This is a genomic window from Pseudoalteromonas sp. Z1A2 (assembly GCF_011378755.1).
GTDB lineage: Bacteria > Pseudomonadota > Gammaproteobacteria > Enterobacterales > Alteromonadaceae > Pseudoalteromonas > Pseudoalteromonas distincta.
Genome location: NZ_WTKX01000004.1, coordinates 63,805 through 84,833, shown reverse-complemented (window position 1 = coordinate 84,833; position 21,029 = coordinate 63,805). Strand labels below are relative to the sequence as shown.

Here is a 21,029-nt window from a genome sequence, read left to right as displayed (position 1 = left end):
ATCTCAAGTAACTCAGGTTTAACCTAATTTTATTTTAAAACAAATATAAATAAACACTCTATAGAAATAATTTTTTGTATCACTATGAAAATAATAGATTTTATAATTAAATTTAAAATATCAGTAAATTGGTAATTGAGTTGTGGTTATTTGTACAATAAATTGGTAAGTTCATATTTAATTAACTTACTATTAACCGCAGAACTACTCATGTCTAAATATACCCTTAAACCCTGTAATACAGTTACAGCTATACTTCTATCTTGTTTAGTTACTGGTTGTGGCAGCTCAGGCTCTGATCCTACGGTGCAAAATAATGAAGCGATTTCTTCACAAACTCCTGCAACAATTGGTGGTAACACTCTAGGTGAAGTTATTAGCGATAGTAATGATGCAATAACAGGCTCGTTAACTATTACGGATCAACAATCAGGTGAAGCTGCTTTTGTAGCACAAGAAAATAGCGCTACAAGCTATGGTTTTTTTAGCTTAAATGCTGGTGGAGATTGGTCATACACACTTGACGATTTAAACGCTTCAATAACATCTTTAAGTGAAGGTGAAACACTACAAGATACAATAACAGTAAACTCTGTAGATAGTACCAGCGCACAAATTATCATAACAATTGTAGGTGCACCAATAGCTCAAGCTGATGGCTTTGAGAAAATATCACACGTTTTATTGCGATCAGATGGCGTTAATTCGGGGCTTGACGCATACACGCTTATTGAAAATGCCTTCGGCGAAGGGTCAATTGAATCTCCAGACTTATATGCTGGCAATCATCAAAGTGTTGTCCATATTATTGAAGATACCGATACGATAATTGGTAACCATTTTGTCTTTTTAGCTCACCGAGATGATGACCAAGATAAAGACAAAGGCGCAAGTGATAGACAACGTAACGAAATAAAAACCTACGATAAATCACCACAAGAAACACTGGCGTTTGAGGGTGAGACATTTCAATATAGCTGGAAATTTAAAGTAAGCAGCGAGCTTGAGCTTACGAGTAAGTTTAGCCATTTTTTTCAAATAAAAGCCCGAAATGACAGCAACGATAATACTAATGGTAATGACGACCAGCCTGTTATTACGCTCTCGGGTGCACAAAAAAACAGTACAGGCAATCAACTGCAAGTGCGATATAGTGCAGGCTTTGATGAAAACGGTAACAGCACAGGGCTTGATAAAAACCTCATTGAAACCGACTGGTCACTCATTACAGATGAATGGGTCAAGGTATTTGTACAAGCTACATTTAGTGAAAACGGTAAGTTTGATATGACGTTAACGCGCTTAAGCGATAATGCAGAGATATTTAATATAAGCGAGCAAAACATAGATATGTGGCGCGGCTTTAGTGATGCTGATTTTGCTCGTCCTAAGTGGGGAATATACCGCTCAATTGTTGAAACCGACAGCCTTCGCGCTGATGAAGAACGTGTTAGGTTTGCTGATTTTTCTATTACAAAAGGTAAGATAGCGCAGTAAGCTATTTTATCAATTAGCATGAAAAAGCCGTTAATAATTATGCATCATTAACGGCTTTTTTAATTTTTTGATAAAAGTGATTATTTCACTTCTTTACCCGCTGCTTGTTGATCAGCATGGTAGCTTGAACGTACAAACGGGCCAGAAGCCGCGTGAGTAAAGCCAATTTCGTCTGCATACGCTTTTAAGCCGTCAAACTCTACTGGTGGCACGTAGCGCTTAACCGGTAAGTGATGCTTAGAAGGTTGTAGGTACTGGCCTACAGTTAGCATGTCAACGTTGTGAGCACGTAAATCGCGAAGTACTTCTTCAATTTCGCTAATTTCTTCACCTAAACCAACCATTAAGCCTGATTTAGTTTTTACTTCTGGGTGAGCTTCTTTAAAGCGACGAAGTAATTCTAAAGACCATTTATAGTCAGCACCTGGACGAGCTAGTTTGTATAAACGTGGCGCAGTTTCAAGATTGTGGTTAAACACATCTGGTGGCGTCTCGATTAGTATCTCTAGTGCGCGGTCCATTCGGCCACGAAAATCAGGTACTAAGATTTCGATAGTAATAGTTGGATTATGTTTACGAATCTCGCGAATACAATCGGCAAAATGCTGTGCACCACCATCACGTAAATCATCACGGTCAACTGAAGTGATTACAACGTAGCTTAGCTTCATATCTTTAATAGTAAGTGCTAGCTTTTCAGGTTCAGTGGCATCAGGTTTTAATGGGCGACCGTGAGCAACATCACAAAATGGGCAACGACGAGTACAAATAGCACCTAAAATCATAAAGGTAGCTGTACCGTGGTTAAAACATTCAGATAGGTTAGGGCACGAAGCTTCTTCACATACCGAGTGTAAGCCATGCTTACGTAGCGCTTTTTTAATACCGTCAATACGATCGGTTGATTTAGGTAAGCGAATTTTTAACCATTCTGGCTTACGCAACATTTCAGTTTTTTCTGTAGGTAAAACTTTTACTGGGATCAACGCCATTTTTTCTGCGTCGCGTAGTTTTACACCTGGTTCCATTTTGACTGGTTTATTCATTCGTTTTCAAACCCTTCAGTATGCTTAACCTGTGTTGCATTAAGCTTCTTGATCATGTGTTTCACCAATCCTTCACCCGCACTTTCTAGGTTTTGAGGACCATCTAATTCTTTAGTTTGCACCATATTCATGCCCGCATAACCACATGGGTTAATGCGTAAAAATGGACTTAGGTCCATGTTAACATTTAATGCTAAGCCATGAAACGAGCAACCACGACGAACCCTTAAACCAAGGGATGCAATTTTACTGTCATTAACGTATACACCTGGTGCATCAGCTTTAGCATAAGCTTCAATACCATACTCGGCGAGTGATTCAATAATGCACTCTTCAAGCCAAGTAACCAGTTCACGTACACCAATCTTTAAACGACGTAGATTAAATAATACATACATCATTTGCTGGCCAGGGCCGTGGTAAGTTACTTGCCCGCCACGGTCAACTTTAATCACCTCAATGTCGCCTGGAGCTAGTAAGTGTTCGTCCTTACCAGCCTGACCTTGGGTGAATACACTCTCGTGCTCTACAAGCCAAATTTCATCTGGCGTATTTTCATCACGGGTGTCGGTAAAGTCCTGCATTTTTTGCCAAATTGGCATATAACGCTGACGACCCAGTTGGCGTACGATCAAAGTGTTTTCGTTCACAACAAATCTCAACTATGGATTAAAGCATGTGGCGTACGTCATCAATATTGCTGATCACGTTGTAAATTTCTTCAATGTGTTTGCCACTAGTAACTGTTGCTACAAGGCTTACTGACTCGTAATTACCTTTGCTGCTTGGTTTTACTTTAGGGGCGTAATCGCCAGGTGCTATTGGTTGTAACTTAGCTAAAATTTGATCAGTTAAGTTTACGTTAGCTAAACCCATTATTCTGAATGTAAATGGGCAAGGGTACTCTAGGTACTCATCAAATTTAGTATCTTTAACAGGTTGAACCACGACGGTGACTCCTCATACAAAAGTGTGGACTCTATGCAAGCTTGAAGCTTAATACAGATAGGCAATTAGCAGTCTTGCTTATATGGGGCGCATTCTAACATTTTTCAAGCAAAAAAAAACGCCTCACAGTGGAGACGTTTAAATTAGTTACCTAGTTAATAGGGGAGATATAAATTACTGCATGATCTGTAAGCGTAAGTAATCATAAATTTTGCTAAAGAAGCTGCCTTCTTCCACTTCTTCAAGTGTAACTAGTGGGTATTGAGCAATATCTTCGCCCTCTAGTTGTAAGAATAACGTACCTACTTTAGTACCTTTAGCAAGTGGTGCTTCAAGCGTATTATCTAGCTCAAAGTTAGCTTTAAGGTTTTTATGCTGACCACGTGGGATAGTAATTGGTGTATCTTCTAAAATACCTAAAGATACGTTCTCTTTGTTACCCATCCAAATACGTTGTTCTGCAAAGCTATCGCCTGCTTTGTACGGAGTAATTGTTTCATAAAAACGAAAACCATAGTTAAGTAGCTTTTTACTTTCTACTTTACGAGCTCGTTCGCTTGAGGTACCCATAACAACAGCAATTAAACGCATATCGTTTTTAGTTGCTGAGGTAACTAGGCTGTAACCAGCTTCTGATGTATGCCCTGTTTTAATGCCGTCAACATCTAAGCTTTCATCCCATAATAATGAGTTACGGTTATATTGCTTAATGCCGTTATAAGTAAATGACTTTTGCTTATAAAGTGCATATTCATCTGGCACATCACGAATAAGAGCAGCACCAAGTGTCGCCATATCGCGTGGAGTTGTGAAGTGCTCGTCAGTATCAAGGCCGTGGCTGTTGATAAAGTGACTGTTGCTCATACCTAATTTAGCAGCATGGGCATTCATTAAATCAGCAAATGCGCTTTCGCTTCCAGCAATATGCTCAGCCATTGCTACACATGCATCATTACCTGATTGAATAATAATACCGTGGTTAAGCTCATCAACACTAATTTGTTTACCTACTTCAATAAACATCTTTGAAGATTCTGGAAAGTTTTTAGCCCATGCTTTTTCGCTTACCGTTACCATATCGGTAGTGGCAATATTACCTGCTTTAATTTCAGTACCAATTACATAACTGGTCATCATTTTAGTTAAACTTGCAGGTGCTAGCTGTGTATCGGCTTCACCTTCAGCAATAACTTTACCAGTTGTAAAGTCGACTAAAAAATAACCTTTCGCATTAACTTGAGGTGGTGCCGGAATAATTTGGGCGCTGGCTGAGAATACGGCGGCTGTACAAACTAGGCCGCATACACCTTTGAGGATTTTATGTTTAATAGATTTCATCATACTCATTAATGGTTAAAGTTAAAGATTCGCGTTACGCCATTTTATACCCAAACTACCCCGAGATGCGAGCATCTTGGGCTGGTTTGGGTATTAGTCTTACTGAGTGTAAAGCAAGAACGCGTTTTGAAATTGATTTTCTTTTAATTTTTTTAATACTTCGTTTGCATGAGGGGTATCTTTTATTGGCCCTAAATGCAGTCTGTAAATATCGTCTTTTTGCACAATATTTGTTGGTAATTTGTATTGCTCTCGCAATGTGCTGGCAAGTGCTTCAATATTAGCAAGTGTACTACCTGCAGCTACCTGAATATAGGTTTGACGCGCAGTTGCGCCCGCAAGCGTAACGGCCTCTAGCTTAACCTTTGCTGTACCATGGGTGTAGTAGCCAAGCTTATAAGCGGCTGCGTACGAAAGATCAATTATTCTATCGTCATGAAATGGGCCACGGTCGTTCACGCGTACGATTACCGACTTACCATTTGCTGTATTGGTTACTTTAACAAAGCTAGGTAGTGGCAGCGTTTTATGCGCTGCGGTCATGGCAAACATATCATACGTTTCACCATTTGAGGTGTGATAACCATGAAATTTACGACCATACCAAGAGGCAATGCCTTCCTCACTATAACCCGTCTCATCAAGCATGGGCGAATAGCTTTTACCAAGCACTGTGTATGGGCGGCTAGCGCTAGCACTTTTAGTGGTTTCGGTAACTATAGCGTCTTGCATCTCAAGTGTAGTTGGAGCTCTTAATGGCGCTGCATCATGACGCATACTATAACGGCTACTTGGCCCACTACTACAAGCACTTAAAAGTAAAATTAATAATGTAGTAAATATAAACTGATTCGTGTGTCGCATTATTTTAAAAGCATCCTTTTATCTGTCGCGATTGACATAATAATGCCAAATCCTGCCATTAACGTCACCATCGATGTACCACCATAACTAATCAGTGGTAAAGGTACGCCTACAACAGGTAATAAACCCGATACCATGCCTATGTTTACGAATACATATACAAAAAAGGTGAGGGTGAGTGCGCCTGCGAGCAATTTACCAAATGCATCTTGTGCATTAACAGCAATGTATAAACCACGACCAATAATAAATAAGTACAGGCTAAGTAAAACACATACGCCGAATAAGCCAAATTCTTCGCTTAAAACCGAAAATATAAAGTCGGTGTGGCGCTCTGGCAAAAACTCTAATTGCGATTGTGTACCAAGCAACCAGCCTTTACCTTCTATGCCGCCTGATCCAATAGCAATTTTCGATTGAATAATATGATAACCCGAACCAAGCGGATCGCTCTCAGGATCTAAAAAGGTGAGTACACGTTGTTTTTGATAATCGTGCATACCGTAGTGCCAAAATGGCCATGCAGCAAGCGCTACAATCGAGCTTAAAAACCCTATTAAACGCCAACTCAACCCAGACAAAAATAATACAAATATACCTGAGCTTGCAATAAGTATAGCGGTACCTAAATCGGGTTGTTCTTTAATTAATAATGTAGGGAGCATTACAATCATAAAACCAATAATTAAATGTAGCGGGCGAGGTGGTAAGTGATTTCTACCTATATACCAAGCCACCATCATCGGGACTGCCAACTTCATTAATTCTGCAGGTTGAAACCGTGTCACCCCTAAATTGAGCCAACGCTGCGCGCCTTTTGAGCTTACTCCAAATAAAAGTACACCGACTAGCATTAATAACCCAACACAATAAAGTGGGATCACTAACCGCTTTAACGTGGCAGGCGAAAACTGGGCTAAAACAATCATAGCAACAATCGCACCGCCCATGCGGGTCATATGCCTAATCATCATAGAAGACTCTTGCCCGCTTGCGCTGTAAACAACCATTATGCTGCCAGCCATCATTATAAGTAGTGCAATAAGCAGCGGTAGGTCGAGGTGCATACGCATCCAAATAGAGCGTTTATCGTGCAAAGCGGTCATGGTGTCTCGTTCCTTGCAAGATTAACAGGGTTGGCTGCAAAGTAGTAATCCATAAGTTGGCGAGCTATTTGAATGCCGCCGTGGTTGTTTTCTAATACAACAGAAACCACAATTTTAGGATCGCTATAAGGTGCAAAGCCTACATAAATTGTATTATCGCGTTGGCGCTCTTTTAGAGATTCTGCATCGTAACGCTCACCTTGGGCAATACTAACTACTTGCGCGGTACCGGTTTTACCAGCCGAGTCGTAGTTAGTCCCTTTAAATGCTTTGTGGGCTGTGCCTGATATTTTTTGTACTGTATTATGCATTGCATCTAACGATACTTGCCAATGGCGCGGATCTTTTAAAATAACAGGAGGTTTTTCTTCGTTGTTAATTTGCGTTATGTCGCTATCTTTTTTTATTACTTGCACCAAATGAGGGGGATGATTAATACCACGATTAACTAATATGTTAGTTGCATTTGCAATTTGAATTGGTGTGGCAGTCCAGTAACCTTGGCCAATGCCTACCGAAATAGTATCACCAGGCCACCAAGACTCTTTAAAGCGTCCTTCTTTCCATTCTTTTGAAGGTAGAATAGCAGTAGTTTCTTCGTGAATATCAATACCTGACAAATCACCGTAGCCAAAACGGGCCATAAAATCGCTTATTTTAGTAATGCCTAATCGATAAGCCGCATCGTAAAAATAGGTATCGCACGACTCTTCAATGGCTTTGTATACATCTACATGACCATGGCCCCAACGTTTCCAGTCACGCCATTTATGCTCTACGTTTCGTATTTCAAAAAAGCCTGGATCCCACATTGATGTTGTTTCATTTACTATATTTTCTTCAAGCGCTAATACAGCCATTAAGGGCTTTACCGTAGAGGCCGGCGCATAACGACCTTGCGTAGTACGGTTTATTAATGGCCGGTCTTGGTTAAGCAGCGCTTTATAATTTTTGCTGCTAATGCCGTGTACAAATAAGTTTGGATCGTAACTTGGGTTTGAATAAAGTGCCAGCACGCCGCCATCTTTGGCGTCCATAACTACAACAGCGCCACGCATATCTTTAAGCGCATGTTGTGCTATTTGTTGCAAGCCCACGTCTAAAGTAAGTACTAGGTCGCTACCAGGTTGCGGTTGGGTCATGCTCAGGGTGCGTATTACACGGCCACGGTTATTAACTTCTACCCGTTGTGAGCCTACTTTACCGTGCAGTGTTTCTTCGTAATATTTTTCTATGCCGAGTTTGCCAATGTCGTGCGTAGCGCGGTAATTGGTTGCACGGTCTTCTTGTTCTAATTGGTTTAGCTCTTTTCTATTAAGCTTGGCAACGTAACCGAGCGCATGCGTTAGTGTGTCGCCAAATGGGTAGTAGCGTGCAAGGCGTGCCTCAATGCTAAAACCAGGGAATTTATGTTGATTAACCGAAAATTTCGCCACTTCTGTTTCGTCTAAGCGAGCTTTTAATACTTGTGATTTAAAACGACGGGTGTGTTTTATATCTTTTAAGAAGTCTTGTTTGTCTTGCTCTGTAATCGCAATTATTTTACTTATTTGATCAAGCGATTCGTCAAGGTCGTCTACCTCTTCGGGGATGACCTCAAGGTTGTAAACAGGTTTGTTTTCAGCAAGTAGCACACCGTTACGGTCGTAAATTAAACCACGGTTGGGTGCAATAGGAATAACTTTAATACGATTATCGTTGGAGCGGGTTTGGTAGTCTTGGTGATCTTCGACCTGAATAGTATAAAGATTAGAAAGCAATACTGCGACTAATCCTAATACAAAAACAAAACCCACGAATGCTCGCCTAGCAAATAAGTTTGCTTCTGCGGAGTGGTCACGAATAGTGGGTCTATGTTTTAGCATGGCAAGGGGTTACTCGCGATGATAAGGATGGTTGTTATTTAAGCTCCAGCCTCGGTAAAGGCTCTCTGCAACAATTATACGCACCAAAGGATGCGGCAATGTTAGATTAGATAACGACCATTTTTGCTCAGACGCTGCAATACACTCTGGAGCAAGTCCTTCAGGTCCGCCAATAAGTAAACTTACATCGCGGCCATCGAGTTGCCATTTTTCCATATTTTTAGCAAGTTGGTGAGTATCCAGTGCTTTCCCTGTTACCTCTAACGTTACAATACGATTGCCTTTTGGAATAGCCGCTAATGTTTTTTCACCTTCAATGTGTAAAATACGCTTTATATCTGCATTTTTACCACGTTTACCGGCTGGAATTTCGATTAACTCTAGCGCCATATCCTTAGGGAAACGGCGCTGATATTCTGCAAATCCCGTTTCTACCCATGCTGGCATTTTAGTACCAACAGCAATCATTTGTATTTTCACGTATTACTTCCAAGCATTGTCTAAAATGAGTGAGCGTTTAGCCCCACAGTTTTTCTAGATCGTAATAGCTACGTGCTTCGTTTTGCATCACGTGTACAACCACATCACCTAAATCAACCAGTGCCCATTCGCCGTCGCCTTCACCTTCATAACCTAGTGGCTCTGAATCTGCATGACGCGCTTCTTTTGCTAAGTGATCGGCAATTGACTGTACGTGGCGTTTAGAAGTACCAGAACAAATTACCATGTAATCTGTAATATCTGATGTTTCAGTTACGTCAATATGAACGATGTCACGCGCTTTCATATCGTCAATTTTGTCCATAGCAAAGGCGAGTAGTTGTTTTGAATCCAAGGTTTTGTCTCAATTTAAAAATTTAATGGCGCGCATTTTAACACGCTAGGAGTTTTTAAGCATCAATTTGATAGAGCTGATGCACTTCTATGTAATGACTCACTGCATCGGGCAATAGTTCATTCTTTTTATTACTTTTTTTTAGCTGCTTGCGAATTGTACTTGAGGCCGCATCGAGCATTTCGCCCGGTAAAAAATAAAGTTTACCTGCAAGTGAGTGTTTAAGTGCCGCTACTTCGCCAGCATTTGCGTGTTGCATATAGCTTTTGAGCTCACCTTTTACAGTGCAATGTTGAGCTGGGCGCTGGTACACCACAATATGGCAAAGCTGTGTTATTGCCTTCCACTCAAACCACTTATCGAGATTGTTAAACGAGTCCATACCAATTAAAAATAAAATAGGTGTAGTGGGGTGCTCTTTACGAAGTTCTTGCAAACTAAGTAGCGAATACGATGGACCAGCTCGGTTAAGCTCTCTTAAATCGAGTTCAAAATGAGGATAAGGTGCAATAGCTGCGTTTAGCATATTAATACGGTGCTGCGTACTAATTCCCGGAGCTGCTTTATGTGCAGGGAGTGCACAGGGCATAAAATAAAGCGTATCTAAATTAAACGCATTAACGCATTGCTGCGCCATATTTAGATGGCCTAAATGGACGGGGTCGAAAGTGCCACCAAAAATTGCGATCATTTAACACCCATTATTTATTAATTAACCGCGTGGCACGGCATAGGAATGTTGAGCGGCTGGCAAAATTTAATACAAATATGAGCAAGCGCTTGGTAAGGTGCAATTAAATTACCTTGCTTGTAACTGGCATCAAACAACGCAACATCACTGTTTATTTGTTCCAGTGTGTGCATATTTAAACGGTTAATTGCGTTTTGAACTGGACCTTGTTGGTTTTTCCAAATTGCTTTTTGTTTAAATAAATTTGCTATGGGTTCGCCATTTAATAAACCAAGTTGCACACTTATAAGTGTATTAAGCTCTTTGGTTATAGCCCACAAAATACTCACCACTTCGGTGTTATCGCTGGCAAGTTTGTTTAGTACTTTTATAGCTTGTTTAGCGTGGCCATTTAATAGTGCATCGCTTAAATCAAAAATATCAAACTTGGCTTGATTTAACAGCCCTTGCATAACTAGTTGCTGAGTAATTAATGCATTGCCGTGTAGTAGCGAGAGCTTTTCAAGCTCCTGAAAACAGGCTAATAAGTTGCCTTCAGTGGCATTTATTAAGCTTACTTTGGCGTCGCTTTGCATATTAAGTGATAAACGTTGGCATTGCTCATCAAGCCATCGTTTTACGTGAGAGCCCGTAAGTGGGTAGCAAGGTACGAACACGCCTAGTTTATCAAGGGCTTTAAACCACGCACCACGTTGTACTTCTTGACTGGCTTTAGCGCCTTTAACAATTAAAATAGTATCGGGATTAACCAGCTCAACTACTTTTTTAAAGGTATTGCTGCCAATAACGCCTGGCTTTTGTTGGTTTAAATCAAGCTCAATAATAGTGCGGGCGCTAAACAGCGACATGCTCTGATACTGGGCTATGATTTCTTGCCAATCGAATCCTTGCATTAAAGTAAACTTAATTACTTCATCAAAACCTTGTTGCTTAGCACAGTCGCGAATTTGTTGTACGCACTGCGCTTCTTGAAAAGGCTCTTCACCAAATACTAAATAAAAGGGCTTTAGCCCTTTATTTAATTCACTCGGTAGTTGATTAGCATAGCAGCGCATTATAGTTGCGACAGCTCTCTAACAATACGACGACTGGCTTGCTCACGAATCTCGCTAATGAGTAGCTCAAGCTCTTTTGCTTTTGCTAATGCATGATCCGGATCGTCTTGGTAATTACGGTAAAGCTCAAAACGTTTTTCTATCGCTTTTTCGCCAGGGAGTTTAACTACATACGACACGCCATAAGCAAGTTCGTATTCAGCAACCTGACCATTTTGAAACAGCGAAAGAGTTTGGCGTTCAATACTTTCTTTGCGTAAATACAATTGGGCTTTATCTTTAGCTGACGATACTAGCTCTACGTTACTCGCTTTAAGCTCTTTTTTAAGCTCAGTAAATAAAGTCGATTTTTCATCATCGCCTACAAGTGTTAGCTGTTTTAAGTTATCAGGCAAGCTAGAGGCTTTTTTTAAATGAAAGCCACAGCTTGATAACAAAAAACAGACTAGCACTAAGGCTAGTCCATTTTTAATGGCGTTAAATGCAGCCATATTAGTTAGCTACCACGTTAAGTAGTTTACCTGGAACGTAAATGATTTTACGAATAGTTGCGCCATCCGTAAATTTAGTTACGTTAGATTCTGCAAACGCAAGGGCTTCTACTTGCTCTTGAGTGGCATCAGCTGCCACTGTTAACTTAGCGCGAAGCTTGCCGTTTACTTGTACGATGATTAGTTTTTCATCTTCAACAAGAGCCGACTCGTCAACTTTTGGCCACTGCGCATCTAAAATCTCGCCTTCTTTACCAAGCTCTTTCCAAAGCTCATGTGATAAATGCGGAGTAATAGGTGCAAGCATAATAACTAATGCTTCAAGTGCTTCGTTAGCAATCGCTACATCTTGTTTGTCGCTCAGTGGTGCTTTTAATAACTTATTAGAAAGCTCCATAATGGCTGCAATAGCGGTGTTAAAGGTTTGACGACGTTCAACATCATCAGTCACTTTAGCAATTGCTTTGTGTAAGTCGCGACGTAGTACTTTTTGCGGGTTAGTGAGCGCTGATTTATCAAGTGCTTGGTAACCTACTGTTTTAACATCTACTGCGTATTTCCATACACGTTTTAAGAAGCGATGTGCGCCTTCAACACCTGAGTCTGACCATTCAAGCGTTTGCTCTGGTGGTGCTGTAAACATCATAAATAAACGCACTGTATCTGCACCGTATTGGGCAATTACTTGTTGTGGGTCTATACCGTTGTTTTTAGACTTCGACATTTTACTCATGCCTGATGAGAATACCGGCTCACCGTCTTCTTTATGCCATGCTTTAGTTACGCGGCCCTTGTCGTCGGTTTCGGTATTTACATCGCTTGGCGAAATCCATACATCGCCGCCTTTTTCATCTTTACGATAAAATGTTTCAGCAAGCACCATACCTTGACAAAGTAAGCGGTCGAACGGCTCGTCTGAATTTACTAAACCAAAGTCACGTAATAATTTATGGAAAAATCGCGAGTACAATAAGTGTAAAATAGCGTGCTCAATACCACCAATGTATTGGTTTACTGGTAACCAATAGTTAGCAGCCGCTGGATCTAGCATGCCTTCGTCGTAGCGTGGGCTACAGTAGCGTGCGTAGTACCAAGATGATTCCATAAAGGTGTCAAACGTGTCAGTTTCGTGAAACGCAGGTGCGCCATTTACTGTTGTTTTAGCCCATTCAGGGTCTGCTTTAAGAGGTGACGTTACACCATTCATTACCACATCTTCTGGTAAGCGAACTGGTAGCATATCTTCTGTTGCTGCAAGTTCTTTGCCTTCTTCGTCGCTAAGCATTGGGATTGGAGAGCCCCAATAACGCTGACGGCTCACACCCCAGTCACGTAGACGGAAGTTTACTTTACGCTCCCCAACACCGAGTGCTTCAAGCTTGTCGGCAATGGCTTTAAACGCGGCGTCAAAATCAAGACCATCAAATTCACCTGAATTTACAAGTACGCCTTTATCGGTAAATGCTTCTTGCTCAAGGTTTACTTCAAGACCTGAGCCTTCAACCGGTGCAATTACTTGTTTAATATCTAGGCCGTAAGCCGTTGCAAATTCAAAATCGCGTTGGTCGTGTGCAGGTACCGCCATAACAGCGCCTGAGCCGTAATGCATTAATACAAAGTTAGCGACCCAAATTGGTACTTGCTCGCCCGTTAATGGGTGAGTTGCGTAAAAGCCTGTTGCTATGCCTTTTTTCTCCATTGTTGCCATGTCTGCTTCGGCAATTTTGGTGTTTTTGCATTCTTCAACAAACATTGCAACAGCATCGCTATTTTTAGCGGCTTCTTGTGCAATAGGGTGACCACCAGCAACAGCAACATACGTCACACCCATAAAGGTGTCTGGACGAGTTGTGTATACACTAAAAGTTTCGTCGTTATCGGTGCGTTTAAATTCAATATCACACCCTTCAGAGCGGCCAATCCAGTTACGCTGCATTGTTTTAACTTGCTCTGGCCAATCTTCCAACTTGTCTAAATCGTCAAGTAGTTCTTGTGCGTAGTCGGTAATTTTAATAAACCACTGTGGAATCTCTTTTTGCTCAACCACAGCGCCTGAACGCCAACCGCGACCGTCAATAACTTGCTCGTTAGCTAATACTGTTTGATCCACTGGATCCCAGTTAACCGTCGACATTTTTTTATACACTAAGCCTTTTTCGTAAAGCTTAGTGAAAAACCACTGCTCCCACTTGTAGTATTCTGGATGACACGTCGCAATTTCGCGATCCCAGTCATAACCAAAACCTAATTGCTTAAGCTGTGTACGCATGTAGTCAATATTTTCGTATGTCCACTTAGCAGGTGCTGTTTTGTTTTTAATAGCAGCGTTTTCTGCAGGTAAACCAAACGCATCCCAACCCATAGGTTGCATTACGTTTTTGCCTTGCAGGCGCTGGAAACGAGAAACAACATCACCAATGGTGTAGTTACGTACATGACCCATATGCAGTCGACCACTCGGATAAGGAAACATAGAAAGGCAATAATACTTTTCTTTGCTCTCATCTTCAGTGACTTTAAATACCTGGTTTTCTTCCCAGTAGCTTTGTACTTTTGACTCTATATCTTGCGGGTTATATTGCTCTTGCATCTATGGTTCCAGACTTCTTGCAAACTAATAAAAAATTGACATTAGGATACCCCAAATAAAGTGCTATTCACAGCGTCAAAAACGCGGTTTTGATAAATTCTAACCTTCAGTTCAGGTTAACCTGCCTTTTTATAGTGTGGTTAGCTAAAGGCATAAGTTACAGACTGATTTAACAGCAATTTTGAAGGAGTAAAAAATGGCAGATTATAAAGCATGGCTTGGCGATTTAACCAAATGGCTAAAAGATGTAAAAGATCATGAAGTAAAAGACGCAGTTACTCGATTTGTTGAATCTGAGCAGGCACTTAAAGATTTAGGGCAAGAAAGATACGCTTTATATAAAAGTTATTTACAGCGCGATATAGAACATGTCCAAGAAAACGAATCGCACTATAATTCGCTTGCATGGCAAGAGTTTAAAGAGTCCTTATGGTTTGAGCTTTCGCACATAGAAGATAAAACTCAGCTTGAGTGGCAATCTCTTAGTCAAGATTTTAAGCACAATGGTGTGTATCACGCAGGCGAATGGATAGCCATGGGCACATTAGTATGTAAGAATTGCACCCATAGTTACGATGTTTATCACGCGACACAAATTACACCGTGTATTGAATGTGATGGAATCTATTTTAGTCGTAAGGCGCTGCACCCTTAAATATAATTATTAAGTGGCTGCGGGCCACTTAATACGCCCAAAGGCCAGCGAATATGTTGGTAAAAAAAGAAGTTAGAATGACGAAAAAATTGCTGCCACTATCTGTTTCAAAGCTCGCACCGAGTATTTCTACTAATCACGTACATACGTGTATGAGCAATCCATACCCCGAGCAACTAACATTTATAGGCCAACAACGCGCCCAAAGTGCCTTAGATTTCTCTTTAGGGATGGAACTACCTGGTTACAACGTTTATGTAATGGGCGAGGCTGCCCATGGGCGCTTTACGCTTGTTAAAGATAAACTTAAGCAACACGCAAAAGACCGCCCAACACCAAACGAATGGTTATACGTAAATAATTACGATGATCACAGAGAGCCTATCGCGCTGTTTATGCATGCAGGTCAAAGCAAGCAACTTAGTGACGACATAGATTCATTTTTAGATGAAGTACTCGACACATTTCCTGCTGCATTTGATAACCCAGGATACCAACGCAAAAAAAAATCAATCGACCGTGAATTTAACGATGCCTACGACAGCGCTATTACTGCAGTAGAAATTGCGGCATTTGAGCAAAGTGTTGCATTAGTCGAAGAAAAAAATTCAGTTGGGTTTGCACCGCTTGTAGATGGTAAACAATTAAGCGATAGCGAATTTGGCGAACTTGAAGAAACGTTACGCGAAGAGTTTTTTGAAAAAATTGAAAAGCTAGAAGATGCATTAATAGAAGCGTTAATTGAGCTGCCACGCTGGAAGCGCGAATCAAAAGAAAAACAGCGTAATCTTAAAAAGTCGACTGCAGAGCAGGCCACAAAACCGCTTTTAAAAGACTTAGAACATAAATATGCAACTCATATTGGTGTACTGCGTTATTTAAAAGATATACGCGTTGAAATTATAGACGCGGTACTTGAGTGGCTCGATGACGAAGACGAAAGCGAAGAAAGCAAAGAAGACTTTGATCGTAAAGGCATGCTTACCGACTTTTTTGCACCTAATATTTTAGTTGAGTTTAAAGAAGACGATGCAGCACCCGTGGTGTACGAGCCCAATCCAACATTTGGTAATATATTTGGTAAAATTGAGTATTCCACATCGCAAGGGTCTTTAATTACCAGTTATCGCTCTATTCAGCCGGGAGCATTGCACCGTGCTAATGGCGGTTATTTAATTATGGATGCTGAAAAGGTAATGGCTAACCCTCAAGTGTGGGATGGTTTAAAACTTTCGCTAAAAACGCATCAAATTAAAAACGACTTACCGTATCAAGATAGCTCAGTAGGTAGTAGTTTTACACTTCGCCCGCAGCTTATACCGCTTGATGTAAAAATTATTTTATTAGGCTCGCGCGAACTGTATTACACCATAGGTGAATACGATGAAGAGTTTGCAGAGTTATTTAGAGTATTAGCTGACTTTGATTACTACTTACCAAGTAGCGATAAATTACAGTACCAATTTATAACTAAAGTTACCGAGTACTGCGAGCAAACATTAAAGTGCACTACCACACAAGCAGCTATGGTGCGTTTACTTAAGTTTAGCTACCGCCAAGCAGAGCATCACAATAAGCTTTCTGCGCGCTTTGCTGATGTACTTGAATTAGTTGCAGAGGCAAGTTACTACGCAAAACAAGATAAATTAACTGTTGTAGATGCGCATCATATTGATGAAGCCATTGAAGGTAAGCAATACCGTACCGGCCAAATTAGTGAAAACATGCTAAGCGATATAAAAGAAGGTCACACACTTATTGCAACCGACGGCCAAGCCATTGGTAAAGTAAATGGTTTAACCGTATTACACATTGGCGATACCTCATTTGGTACCCCTGCGCGTATTACGGCAACGGTTTATGCTGGCGCCGATGGCGTAATAGATGTTGAACGTGAAGCCGAGCTTGGTAAAGCAATTCACTCAAAAGGGGTAATGCTACTTACCGGTTATTTAGGTAATAAATACGCGCAGCACTTTAGCTTAACGCTTAGCGCTAATATCGCTATTGAGCAAAGCTACGGTTATATAGATGGCGATAGTGCATCTTTGGCAGAGTTGTGTGCGCTTATTTCGTCTATTACAAGCCTACCTATTAGCCAATCAATTGCACTGACAGGCTCTATTAACCAACATGGTGATGTACAGGCTATTGGTGGCGTAAACGAAAAAATAGAAGGCTTTTTCAAACTGTGTAAAATGCGTGGCTTAACAGGTTCGCAAGGCGTTATCATTCCTAAATCAAACCAAGTTAACTTAGTGCTTGATGACGAAATACTTAATGCAGTTGAAGCGGGTAAATTTAATATTTACGCAGTTGAAACCGTAGACCAAGCGCTTAACCTGCTAATGGATATAGAAGCTGGCGATATTATTGATGACCAGTATCCAGAAAACTCAGTAAACGGAATTGCGCTTGCTCGCCTTAAAGAAATTGCCGACATAGTAAATGGCGATAACGATGACGAAAAAGACGAAGAACTAGATAACGAAAAAGGTTAATAATGATCAATATAATTTTGGCGGTGGTTATCGCCATTTTTTGTTTTTTAATATTTCAAAATAGTAAAAAAGCAAAACAACAAGCAGGCATAAATGCACAAATAGGGGCCGATTACTTAGCCGCTAACGCAAAAGTAGAAGGTGTAGTAGAAACAGCTTCTGGCTTGCAGTACAAAATAGTACACAAAGGTGAGAGTGAAAACACACCAAGCCCAACAAGTATGGTTAACGTGCATTACCACGGCACACTAATCGACGGCACGGTGTTTGACAGCTCAGTAGAGCGTAAAACACCGATTAGTTTTGGCTTGCACCAAGTGATTAAAGGCTGGACTGAGGGCTTACAACTGATGAGCCCAGGCGATAAATACATTTTTTATGTACCGCACCAACTTGCCTACGGTGAAAAGCGAGTAGGGAGTATTCCTCCTGCCTCAGTACTTATTTTTGAAGTAGAGTTACTGGCAATTGAGTCTTAGGGATTAAATAACAAGGAAGTAAATTATGAATAAAGATGAATTACTTAAAATAGCCAAAGGTGATATTAACTTTACCTTTCAATCTATTATTTATGCATTAGCGCTATGCTTACTAGTTGCAGCTGTTTTTTTACTAGAGATGAGCGTTAACCTACAAATGGGTTTAATAGTTTGTATTATCGGTGTGTTTGGAATGACTATTTATAATAATTTAAATACTCGTCTAAATGCGGCGCTTGCACTTATTGCGCTCTCACAAGATAACCAAAGCACTAAGTAAGCAATGAGTTAGTTTAATAAATTGGTATAAGCCCTACTTTAATAAAGTGGGGCTTTTTGCTAGTAGGGCTAAATAGTACACCGAAAGTAGCGCAACCATTCGCGCTCATGATTACACCGCTCAATGCCAAAGCTTGCTGCTTGATTAGCTTTTAAACTCAATTTTACCCACTTCAAGTTTAAACTTACCTTCTTGCTTACCTGCAATCATAAAGCCTAGCTGTTTTATATCGTCAAAATCAATAATCGGTTGTTGCTCAAGCACGCGGCCGCGATACGTTAAAGTAAAATCACTCGGAGCAAAGTTTATATCTACCCATTCATTTTTTACTGTTTTAAATGAGTGGGTGTACGCTGCGCCATCAAGGTAATTGGTAGTTCTGAGCCTGAGCTGATAGATTTGTCCATCACCTTTAACACGCAGCGCTATAGCTTTAGTATTTTGGCTTTGTGTATTTAGCTCTGTACGTATTGATGCAAAACCGCCGTTATTATCAAGCGAAACATTGCCTGTAAAAAGCAAACTTTCTTGAGTTTGTGTTACTTGGCTATTAGATACACCGCCCATTACTGAGTCGTTAATAACGTACCAGCGCTGGTTTGCATTCGCTTGTGCACTTACAACTAATAAATTAAATACAAAAAGTGATGATAGTTGTTTGGTGATCATGGCTTACTCCTAAGTACTTTAAGCTTATCAATACGGATAAACATATTATTTGTTCACTTATTTAAAGCTAATTATTTTTACGGCTCCATTTTTTCATGATTTTTTCAAACATAATTTCTTTATCAGTTTTATCCTCAGGGCAGGGTTTACCGCTACCTTGAGGCATGCCATTACTACCAAATACGGTTGAAGTATCAATTAAATAGCATTTACCGTTAAATTTTTCTAATCGTCGTGTGCCTGTTGTATTTTGGCTAATAACTTCTGAATTATCAGATTTTACTGGCGTTTTAATTGTGGGCTTATTGTTTATCTCATCATTTTCAGAGCTTTTATCTTCACCAAAGGAGACCATTTTTTTATGAGTCATATTATTTACAGGAGAGCCAAATAGCGGCGCGTATGGATTTAGCTTTTTAAATGTTTGAGAAGCTTTTGTTGTAGGCTCTGAAGGCGCGGCTACCAGGGGTTCAACAGGTTTTACAGGGGCTTTTTTAAGCTCTGTTTGTGCCTTTGGTAACGTGATGGTTTTGGCTTGCGTTTTTTTAGTTACCCTTACTTTGGCTTTTGTAGAATCTTTTTTTATAGGTGTAGTGTTAGAGGTTGCTGAATTTGGTGCATCAGTTTTAGTGTTTACAGGTTTTATATCAGGCGCATTGGTTGTTGTAACAACTGAGCTTGGCTTAGGTAGGCTTGCTAAATTAACCGTAACATAGGCCTGTATTATTGCGTTTTTTTCCTCCTTTGGCGGCGCAACTTTAATAGATTGCGAAAACAAAAAGTACAACACAATAGCGTGTATACACAACGAGATAACCCACGGCCATGCATTCCCTTTATTCACATCAAACCCTCAACTTAATAGTGCTGTTAAGAGTCAACAAAATACATTTAGTTCACCTAAAGTTAATGTGTTTTACTTTGTGGCTTTATTGCAGATACAACAAAACTATTTTGCAGTTTTTGTTGTTTTTGCATGTGCTTGGTTACGTTATTATGAGCGCAATCAAACTTAGGAGGCATTATGACATTACTTTTTGAACCAATAGAACTTGCAGGTAACACATTAAAAAACCGTATTGTTATGCCCCCAATGACTCGCTCGCGTTCAACACAGCCCGGCGATATAGCTAACGACTTAATGGCAACATATTACGCACAGCGCGCAAGTGCCGGGCTAATTGTAAGCGAAGGTACGCAAATTAGTGAGCTTGGTAAAGGTTACGCTTGGACTCCGGGTATTTATTCAAATGAGCAAGTTGCAGGCTGGAGTAAAGTAACAAGCGCAGTACATAGCGCTGGTGGCGTGATGTTTGCTCAGCTTTGGCATGTTGGTCGCGTAACTCACAGTGACAACACCGGTGGCGTGCAGCCTATTTCAGCCTCGGCCATTCCTGCAAAAGACGTAAAAGTATTTGTAGATACAAACGGCGCACCGGGGTTTGTAGACACCCAACTCCCACGCGGAATGAGCAAACAAGATATTACGCAAGCCATAGGCGAATTTCGTCAAGCTGCTAAAAATGCAGTTAATGCAGGATTTGATGGCATAGAGCTTCATGCTGCAAATGGTTACCTTATTAACCAATTTTTAGACTCAGAGTCAAATGCTCGCACCGATGAATATGGTGGCAGCGTGCAAAACCGTATACGCTTTTTAATTGAAGTGGTAAATGCTGTTAGCGACGAAATTGGTAGCAGCAAGGTAGGTGTAAGACTTGCCCCGTTAACAACCCTTAATGGCACAGTAGACGAAAATCCTGAGGAAACTTATTTAGCTGTTTCTGAGGCATTAAACAAAGCCGGTGTAGGTTATATGCATATAGCTGAAGCCGATTGGGATGATGCACCTTTAATGAGTGTTGAGTTTAAACACACCATTCGTAAAGCTTACAGCGGTGTATTAATTTACGCAGGCAAGTACACCAAAGAGCGCGCAGACAAAGCACTTAGCGAAGGCTGGGCTGACATGATTGGCTTTGGTCGCCCATTTGTATCAAACCCAGACTTACCAGCACGCTTAAAGCAAGGCAAGCCTATTAACAGCCACAACCCCGACACTTTGTTTGGTGGTGCAGAGCAAGGCTATACCGATTATCCAGTTACAAATTAAATTTAT

General features: G+C 40.6%; 21 protein-coding genes. 6 read left to right on the top strand and 15 right to left on the bottom strand.

What is annotated here, in order from left to right; genetic code table 11:
• The first annotated feature begins 210 nt into the window (after positions 1-210).
• Positions 211-1,497, top strand: coding sequence for a VCBS domain-containing protein (locus tag GQR47_RS04765; protein WP_024597053.1), 1,287 nt, complete (start codon positions 211-213; stop codon positions 1,495-1,497).
• 80 nt (positions 1,498-1,577) lie between these two features.
• Here the strand turns inward: GQR47_RS04765 and lipA are convergent, their stop codons facing one another.
• The 13 genes from lipA to leuS form a co-directional block, all read right to left on the bottom strand.
• On the bottom strand, positions 1,578-2,543 hold the full coding sequence (gene lipA / locus GQR47_RS04760; protein ID WP_002958515.1) for a lipoyl synthase: 966 nt from the start codon (positions 2,541-2,543) through the stop codon (positions 1,578-1,580).
• The gene (gene lipB, locus GQR47_RS04755; RefSeq protein WP_010554695.1) at positions 2,540-3,193 is read right to left on the bottom strand and encodes a lipoyl(octanoyl) transferase LipB; all 654 of its coding nucleotides are present in this window, start codon (positions 3,191-3,193) and stop codon (positions 2,540-2,542) included. The genes lipA and lipB overlap by 4 nt, the downstream gene beginning before the upstream one ends.
• Positions 3,194-3,212: 19 nt before the next feature.
• Positions 3,213-3,491: a DUF493 family protein YbeD gene (ybeD, locus tag GQR47_RS04750; protein ID WP_002958517.1), complete on the bottom strand. Its 279-nt coding sequence runs from the start codon at positions 3,489-3,491 to the stop codon at positions 3,213-3,215.
• Between the two features lie 174 nt (positions 3,492-3,665).
• On the bottom strand, positions 3,666-4,829 hold the full coding sequence (locus GQR47_RS04745) for a serine hydrolase (RefSeq protein WP_002958518.1): 1,164 nt from the start codon (positions 4,827-4,829) through the stop codon (positions 3,666-3,668).
• Between the two features lie 99 nt (positions 4,830-4,928).
• Positions 4,929-5,693, bottom strand: coding sequence for a septal ring lytic transglycosylase RlpA family protein (locus GQR47_RS04740; protein ID WP_024603580.1), 765 nt, complete (start codon positions 5,691-5,693; stop codon positions 4,929-4,931).
• Positions 5,693-6,799: a rod shape-determining protein RodA gene (gene rodA, locus GQR47_RS04735; RefSeq protein WP_002958520.1), complete on the bottom strand. Its 1,107-nt coding sequence runs from the start codon at positions 6,797-6,799 to the stop codon at positions 5,693-5,695. The genes GQR47_RS04740 and rodA overlap by 1 nt, the downstream gene beginning before the upstream one ends.
• Positions 6,796-8,664: a penicillin-binding protein 2 gene (gene mrdA, locus GQR47_RS04730; protein WP_154903378.1), complete on the bottom strand. Its 1,869-nt coding sequence runs from the start codon at positions 8,662-8,664 to the stop codon at positions 6,796-6,798. The genes rodA and mrdA overlap by 4 nt, the downstream gene beginning before the upstream one ends.
• A 9-nt stretch (positions 8,665-8,673) precedes the next feature.
• On the bottom strand, positions 8,674-9,144 hold the full coding sequence (gene rlmH / locus GQR47_RS04725; protein ID WP_002958522.1) for a 23S rRNA (pseudouridine(1915)-N(3))-methyltransferase RlmH: 471 nt from the start codon (positions 9,142-9,144) through the stop codon (positions 8,674-8,676).
• A 37-nt stretch (positions 9,145-9,181) separates the two neighbouring features.
• The gene (gene rsfS, locus GQR47_RS04720) at positions 9,182-9,499 is read right to left on the bottom strand and encodes a ribosome silencing factor (RefSeq protein WP_002958523.1); all 318 of its coding nucleotides are present in this window, start codon (positions 9,497-9,499) and stop codon (positions 9,182-9,184) included.
• Positions 9,500-9,554: 55 nt separating this feature from the next.
• Positions 9,555-10,190 carry a nicotinate-nucleotide adenylyltransferase gene (nadD, locus tag GQR47_RS04715; RefSeq protein WP_024594705.1) on the bottom strand — a complete coding sequence of 212 codons (636 nt, stop codon included), beginning with the start codon at positions 10,188-10,190 and terminating at the stop codon, positions 9,555-9,557.
• A 17-nt stretch (positions 10,191-10,207) separates the two neighbouring features.
• On the bottom strand, positions 10,208-11,245 hold the full coding sequence (holA, locus tag GQR47_RS04710; protein WP_002958525.1) for a DNA polymerase III subunit delta: 1,038 nt from the start codon (positions 11,243-11,245) through the stop codon (positions 10,208-10,210).
• Positions 11,245-11,736 carry an LPS assembly lipoprotein LptE gene (gene lptE, locus GQR47_RS04705; protein ID WP_024594704.1) on the bottom strand — a complete coding sequence of 164 codons (492 nt, stop codon included), beginning with the start codon at positions 11,734-11,736 and terminating at the stop codon, positions 11,245-11,247. Before lptE ends, holA begins: the two co-directional genes overlap by 1 nt.
• A 1-nt stretch (position 11,737) precedes the next feature.
• A complete protein-coding gene (gene leuS / locus GQR47_RS04700; RefSeq protein WP_024594703.1) occupies positions 11,738-14,326 on the bottom strand; it encodes a leucine--tRNA ligase in 2,589 nt (862 codons plus the stop codon).
• A gap of 196 nt (positions 14,327-14,522) precedes the next feature.
• Here leuS and GQR47_RS04695 point away from each other — a divergent pair, with 196 nt between their 5' ends.
• From GQR47_RS04695 to GQR47_RS04680, 4 genes are all read left to right on the top strand, one after another.
• Positions 14,523-14,981, top strand: coding sequence for a zinc ribbon-containing protein (locus GQR47_RS04695; RefSeq protein ID WP_165723592.1), 459 nt, complete (start codon positions 14,523-14,525; stop codon positions 14,979-14,981).
• Positions 14,982-15,058: 77 nt separating this feature from the next.
• On the top strand, positions 15,059-17,482 hold the full coding sequence (locus tag GQR47_RS04690) for an AAA family ATPase (protein WP_024594702.1): 2,424 nt from the start codon (positions 15,059-15,061) through the stop codon (positions 17,480-17,482).
• A gap of 2 nt (positions 17,483-17,484) precedes the next feature.
• Entirely contained in the window at positions 17,485-17,961 is a 477-nt protein-coding gene (locus GQR47_RS04685; RefSeq protein WP_024594701.1) for an FKBP-type peptidyl-prolyl cis-trans isomerase, read from the top strand.
• Positions 17,962-17,986: 25 nt separating this feature from the next.
• On the top strand, positions 17,987-18,241 hold the full coding sequence (locus GQR47_RS04680; protein ID WP_002958531.1) for a hypothetical protein: 255 nt from the start codon (positions 17,987-17,989) through the stop codon (positions 18,239-18,241).
• A 144-nt stretch (positions 18,242-18,385) separates the two neighbouring features.
• Here the strand turns inward: GQR47_RS04680 and GQR47_RS04675 are convergent, their stop codons facing one another.
• Both GQR47_RS04675 and GQR47_RS04670 read right to left on the bottom strand, forming a co-directional pair.
• Positions 18,386-18,910, bottom strand: coding sequence for a CIA30 family protein (locus GQR47_RS04675; RefSeq protein WP_024594700.1), 525 nt, complete (start codon positions 18,908-18,910; stop codon positions 18,386-18,388).
• Positions 18,911-18,977: 67 nt separating this feature from the next.
• Positions 18,978-19,754 (bottom strand): hypothetical protein, encoded by a 777-nt coding sequence (locus tag GQR47_RS04670; protein WP_024594699.1) that lies wholly within the window; start codon positions 19,752-19,754, stop codon positions 18,978-18,980.
• Between the two features lie 180 nt (positions 19,755-19,934).
• On the opposite strand from GQR47_RS04670, the gene GQR47_RS04665 reads away from it, so the two are divergent.
• Positions 19,935-21,023, top strand: coding sequence for an alkene reductase (locus tag GQR47_RS04665; protein ID WP_165723591.1), 1,089 nt, complete (start codon positions 19,935-19,937; stop codon positions 21,021-21,023).
• Positions 21,024-21,029: the final 6 nt, after the last annotated feature.

Bases quoted from the DNA above. Each gene is read 5' to 3' on its own strand.
- GQR47_RS04685 (WP_024594701.1), top strand. From the start codon at position 17,485: ATGATCAATATAATTTTGGCGGTGGTTATCGCCATTTTTTGTTTTTTA.
- GQR47_RS04740 (WP_024603580.1), bottom strand. From the start codon at position 5,693: ATGCGACACACGAATCAGTTTATATTTACTACATTATTAATTTTACTT.
- GQR47_RS04690 (WP_024594702.1), top strand. From the start codon at position 15,059: ATGACGAAAAAATTGCTGCCACTATCTGTTTCAAAGCTCGCACCGAGT.
- GQR47_RS04695 (WP_165723592.1), top strand. From the start codon at position 14,523: ATGGCAGATTATAAAGCATGGCTTGGCGATTTAACCAAATGGCTAAAA.
- holA (WP_002958525.1), bottom strand. From the start codon at position 11,245: ATGCGCTGCTATGCTAATCAACTACCGAGTGAATTAAATAAAGGGCTA.
- leuS (WP_024594703.1), bottom strand. From the start codon at position 14,326: ATGCAAGAGCAATATAACCCGCAAGATATAGAGTCAAAAGTACAAAGC.
- lipA (WP_002958515.1), bottom strand. From the start codon at position 2,543: ATGAATAAACCAGTCAAAATGGAACCAGGTGTAAAACTACGCGACGCA.
- nadD (WP_024594705.1), bottom strand. From the start codon at position 10,190: ATGATCGCAATTTTTGGTGGCACTTTCGACCCCGTCCATTTAGGCCAT.
- GQR47_RS04765 (WP_024597053.1), top strand. From the start codon at position 211: ATGTCTAAATATACCCTTAAACCCTGTAATACAGTTACAGCTATACTT.
- GQR47_RS04680 (WP_002958531.1), top strand. From the start codon at position 17,987: ATGAATAAAGATGAATTACTTAAAATAGCCAAAGGTGATATTAACTTT.
- GQR47_RS04745 (WP_002958518.1), bottom strand. From the start codon at position 4,829: ATGAAATCTATTAAACATAAAATCCTCAAAGGTGTATGCGGCCTAGTT.
- GQR47_RS04675 (WP_024594700.1), bottom strand. From the start codon at position 18,910: ATGATCACCAAACAACTATCATCACTTTTTGTATTTAATTTATTAGTT.
- mrdA (WP_154903378.1), bottom strand. From the start codon at position 8,664: ATGCTAAAACATAGACCCACTATTCGTGACCACTCCGCAGAAGCAAAC.
- rodA (WP_002958520.1), bottom strand. From the start codon at position 6,799: ATGACCGCTTTGCACGATAAACGCTCTATTTGGATGCGTATGCACCTC.
- lptE (WP_024594704.1), bottom strand. From the start codon at position 11,736: ATGGCTGCATTTAACGCCATTAAAAATGGACTAGCCTTAGTGCTAGTC.
- GQR47_RS04665 (WP_165723591.1), top strand. From the start codon at position 19,935: ATGACATTACTTTTTGAACCAATAGAACTTGCAGGTAACACATTAAAA.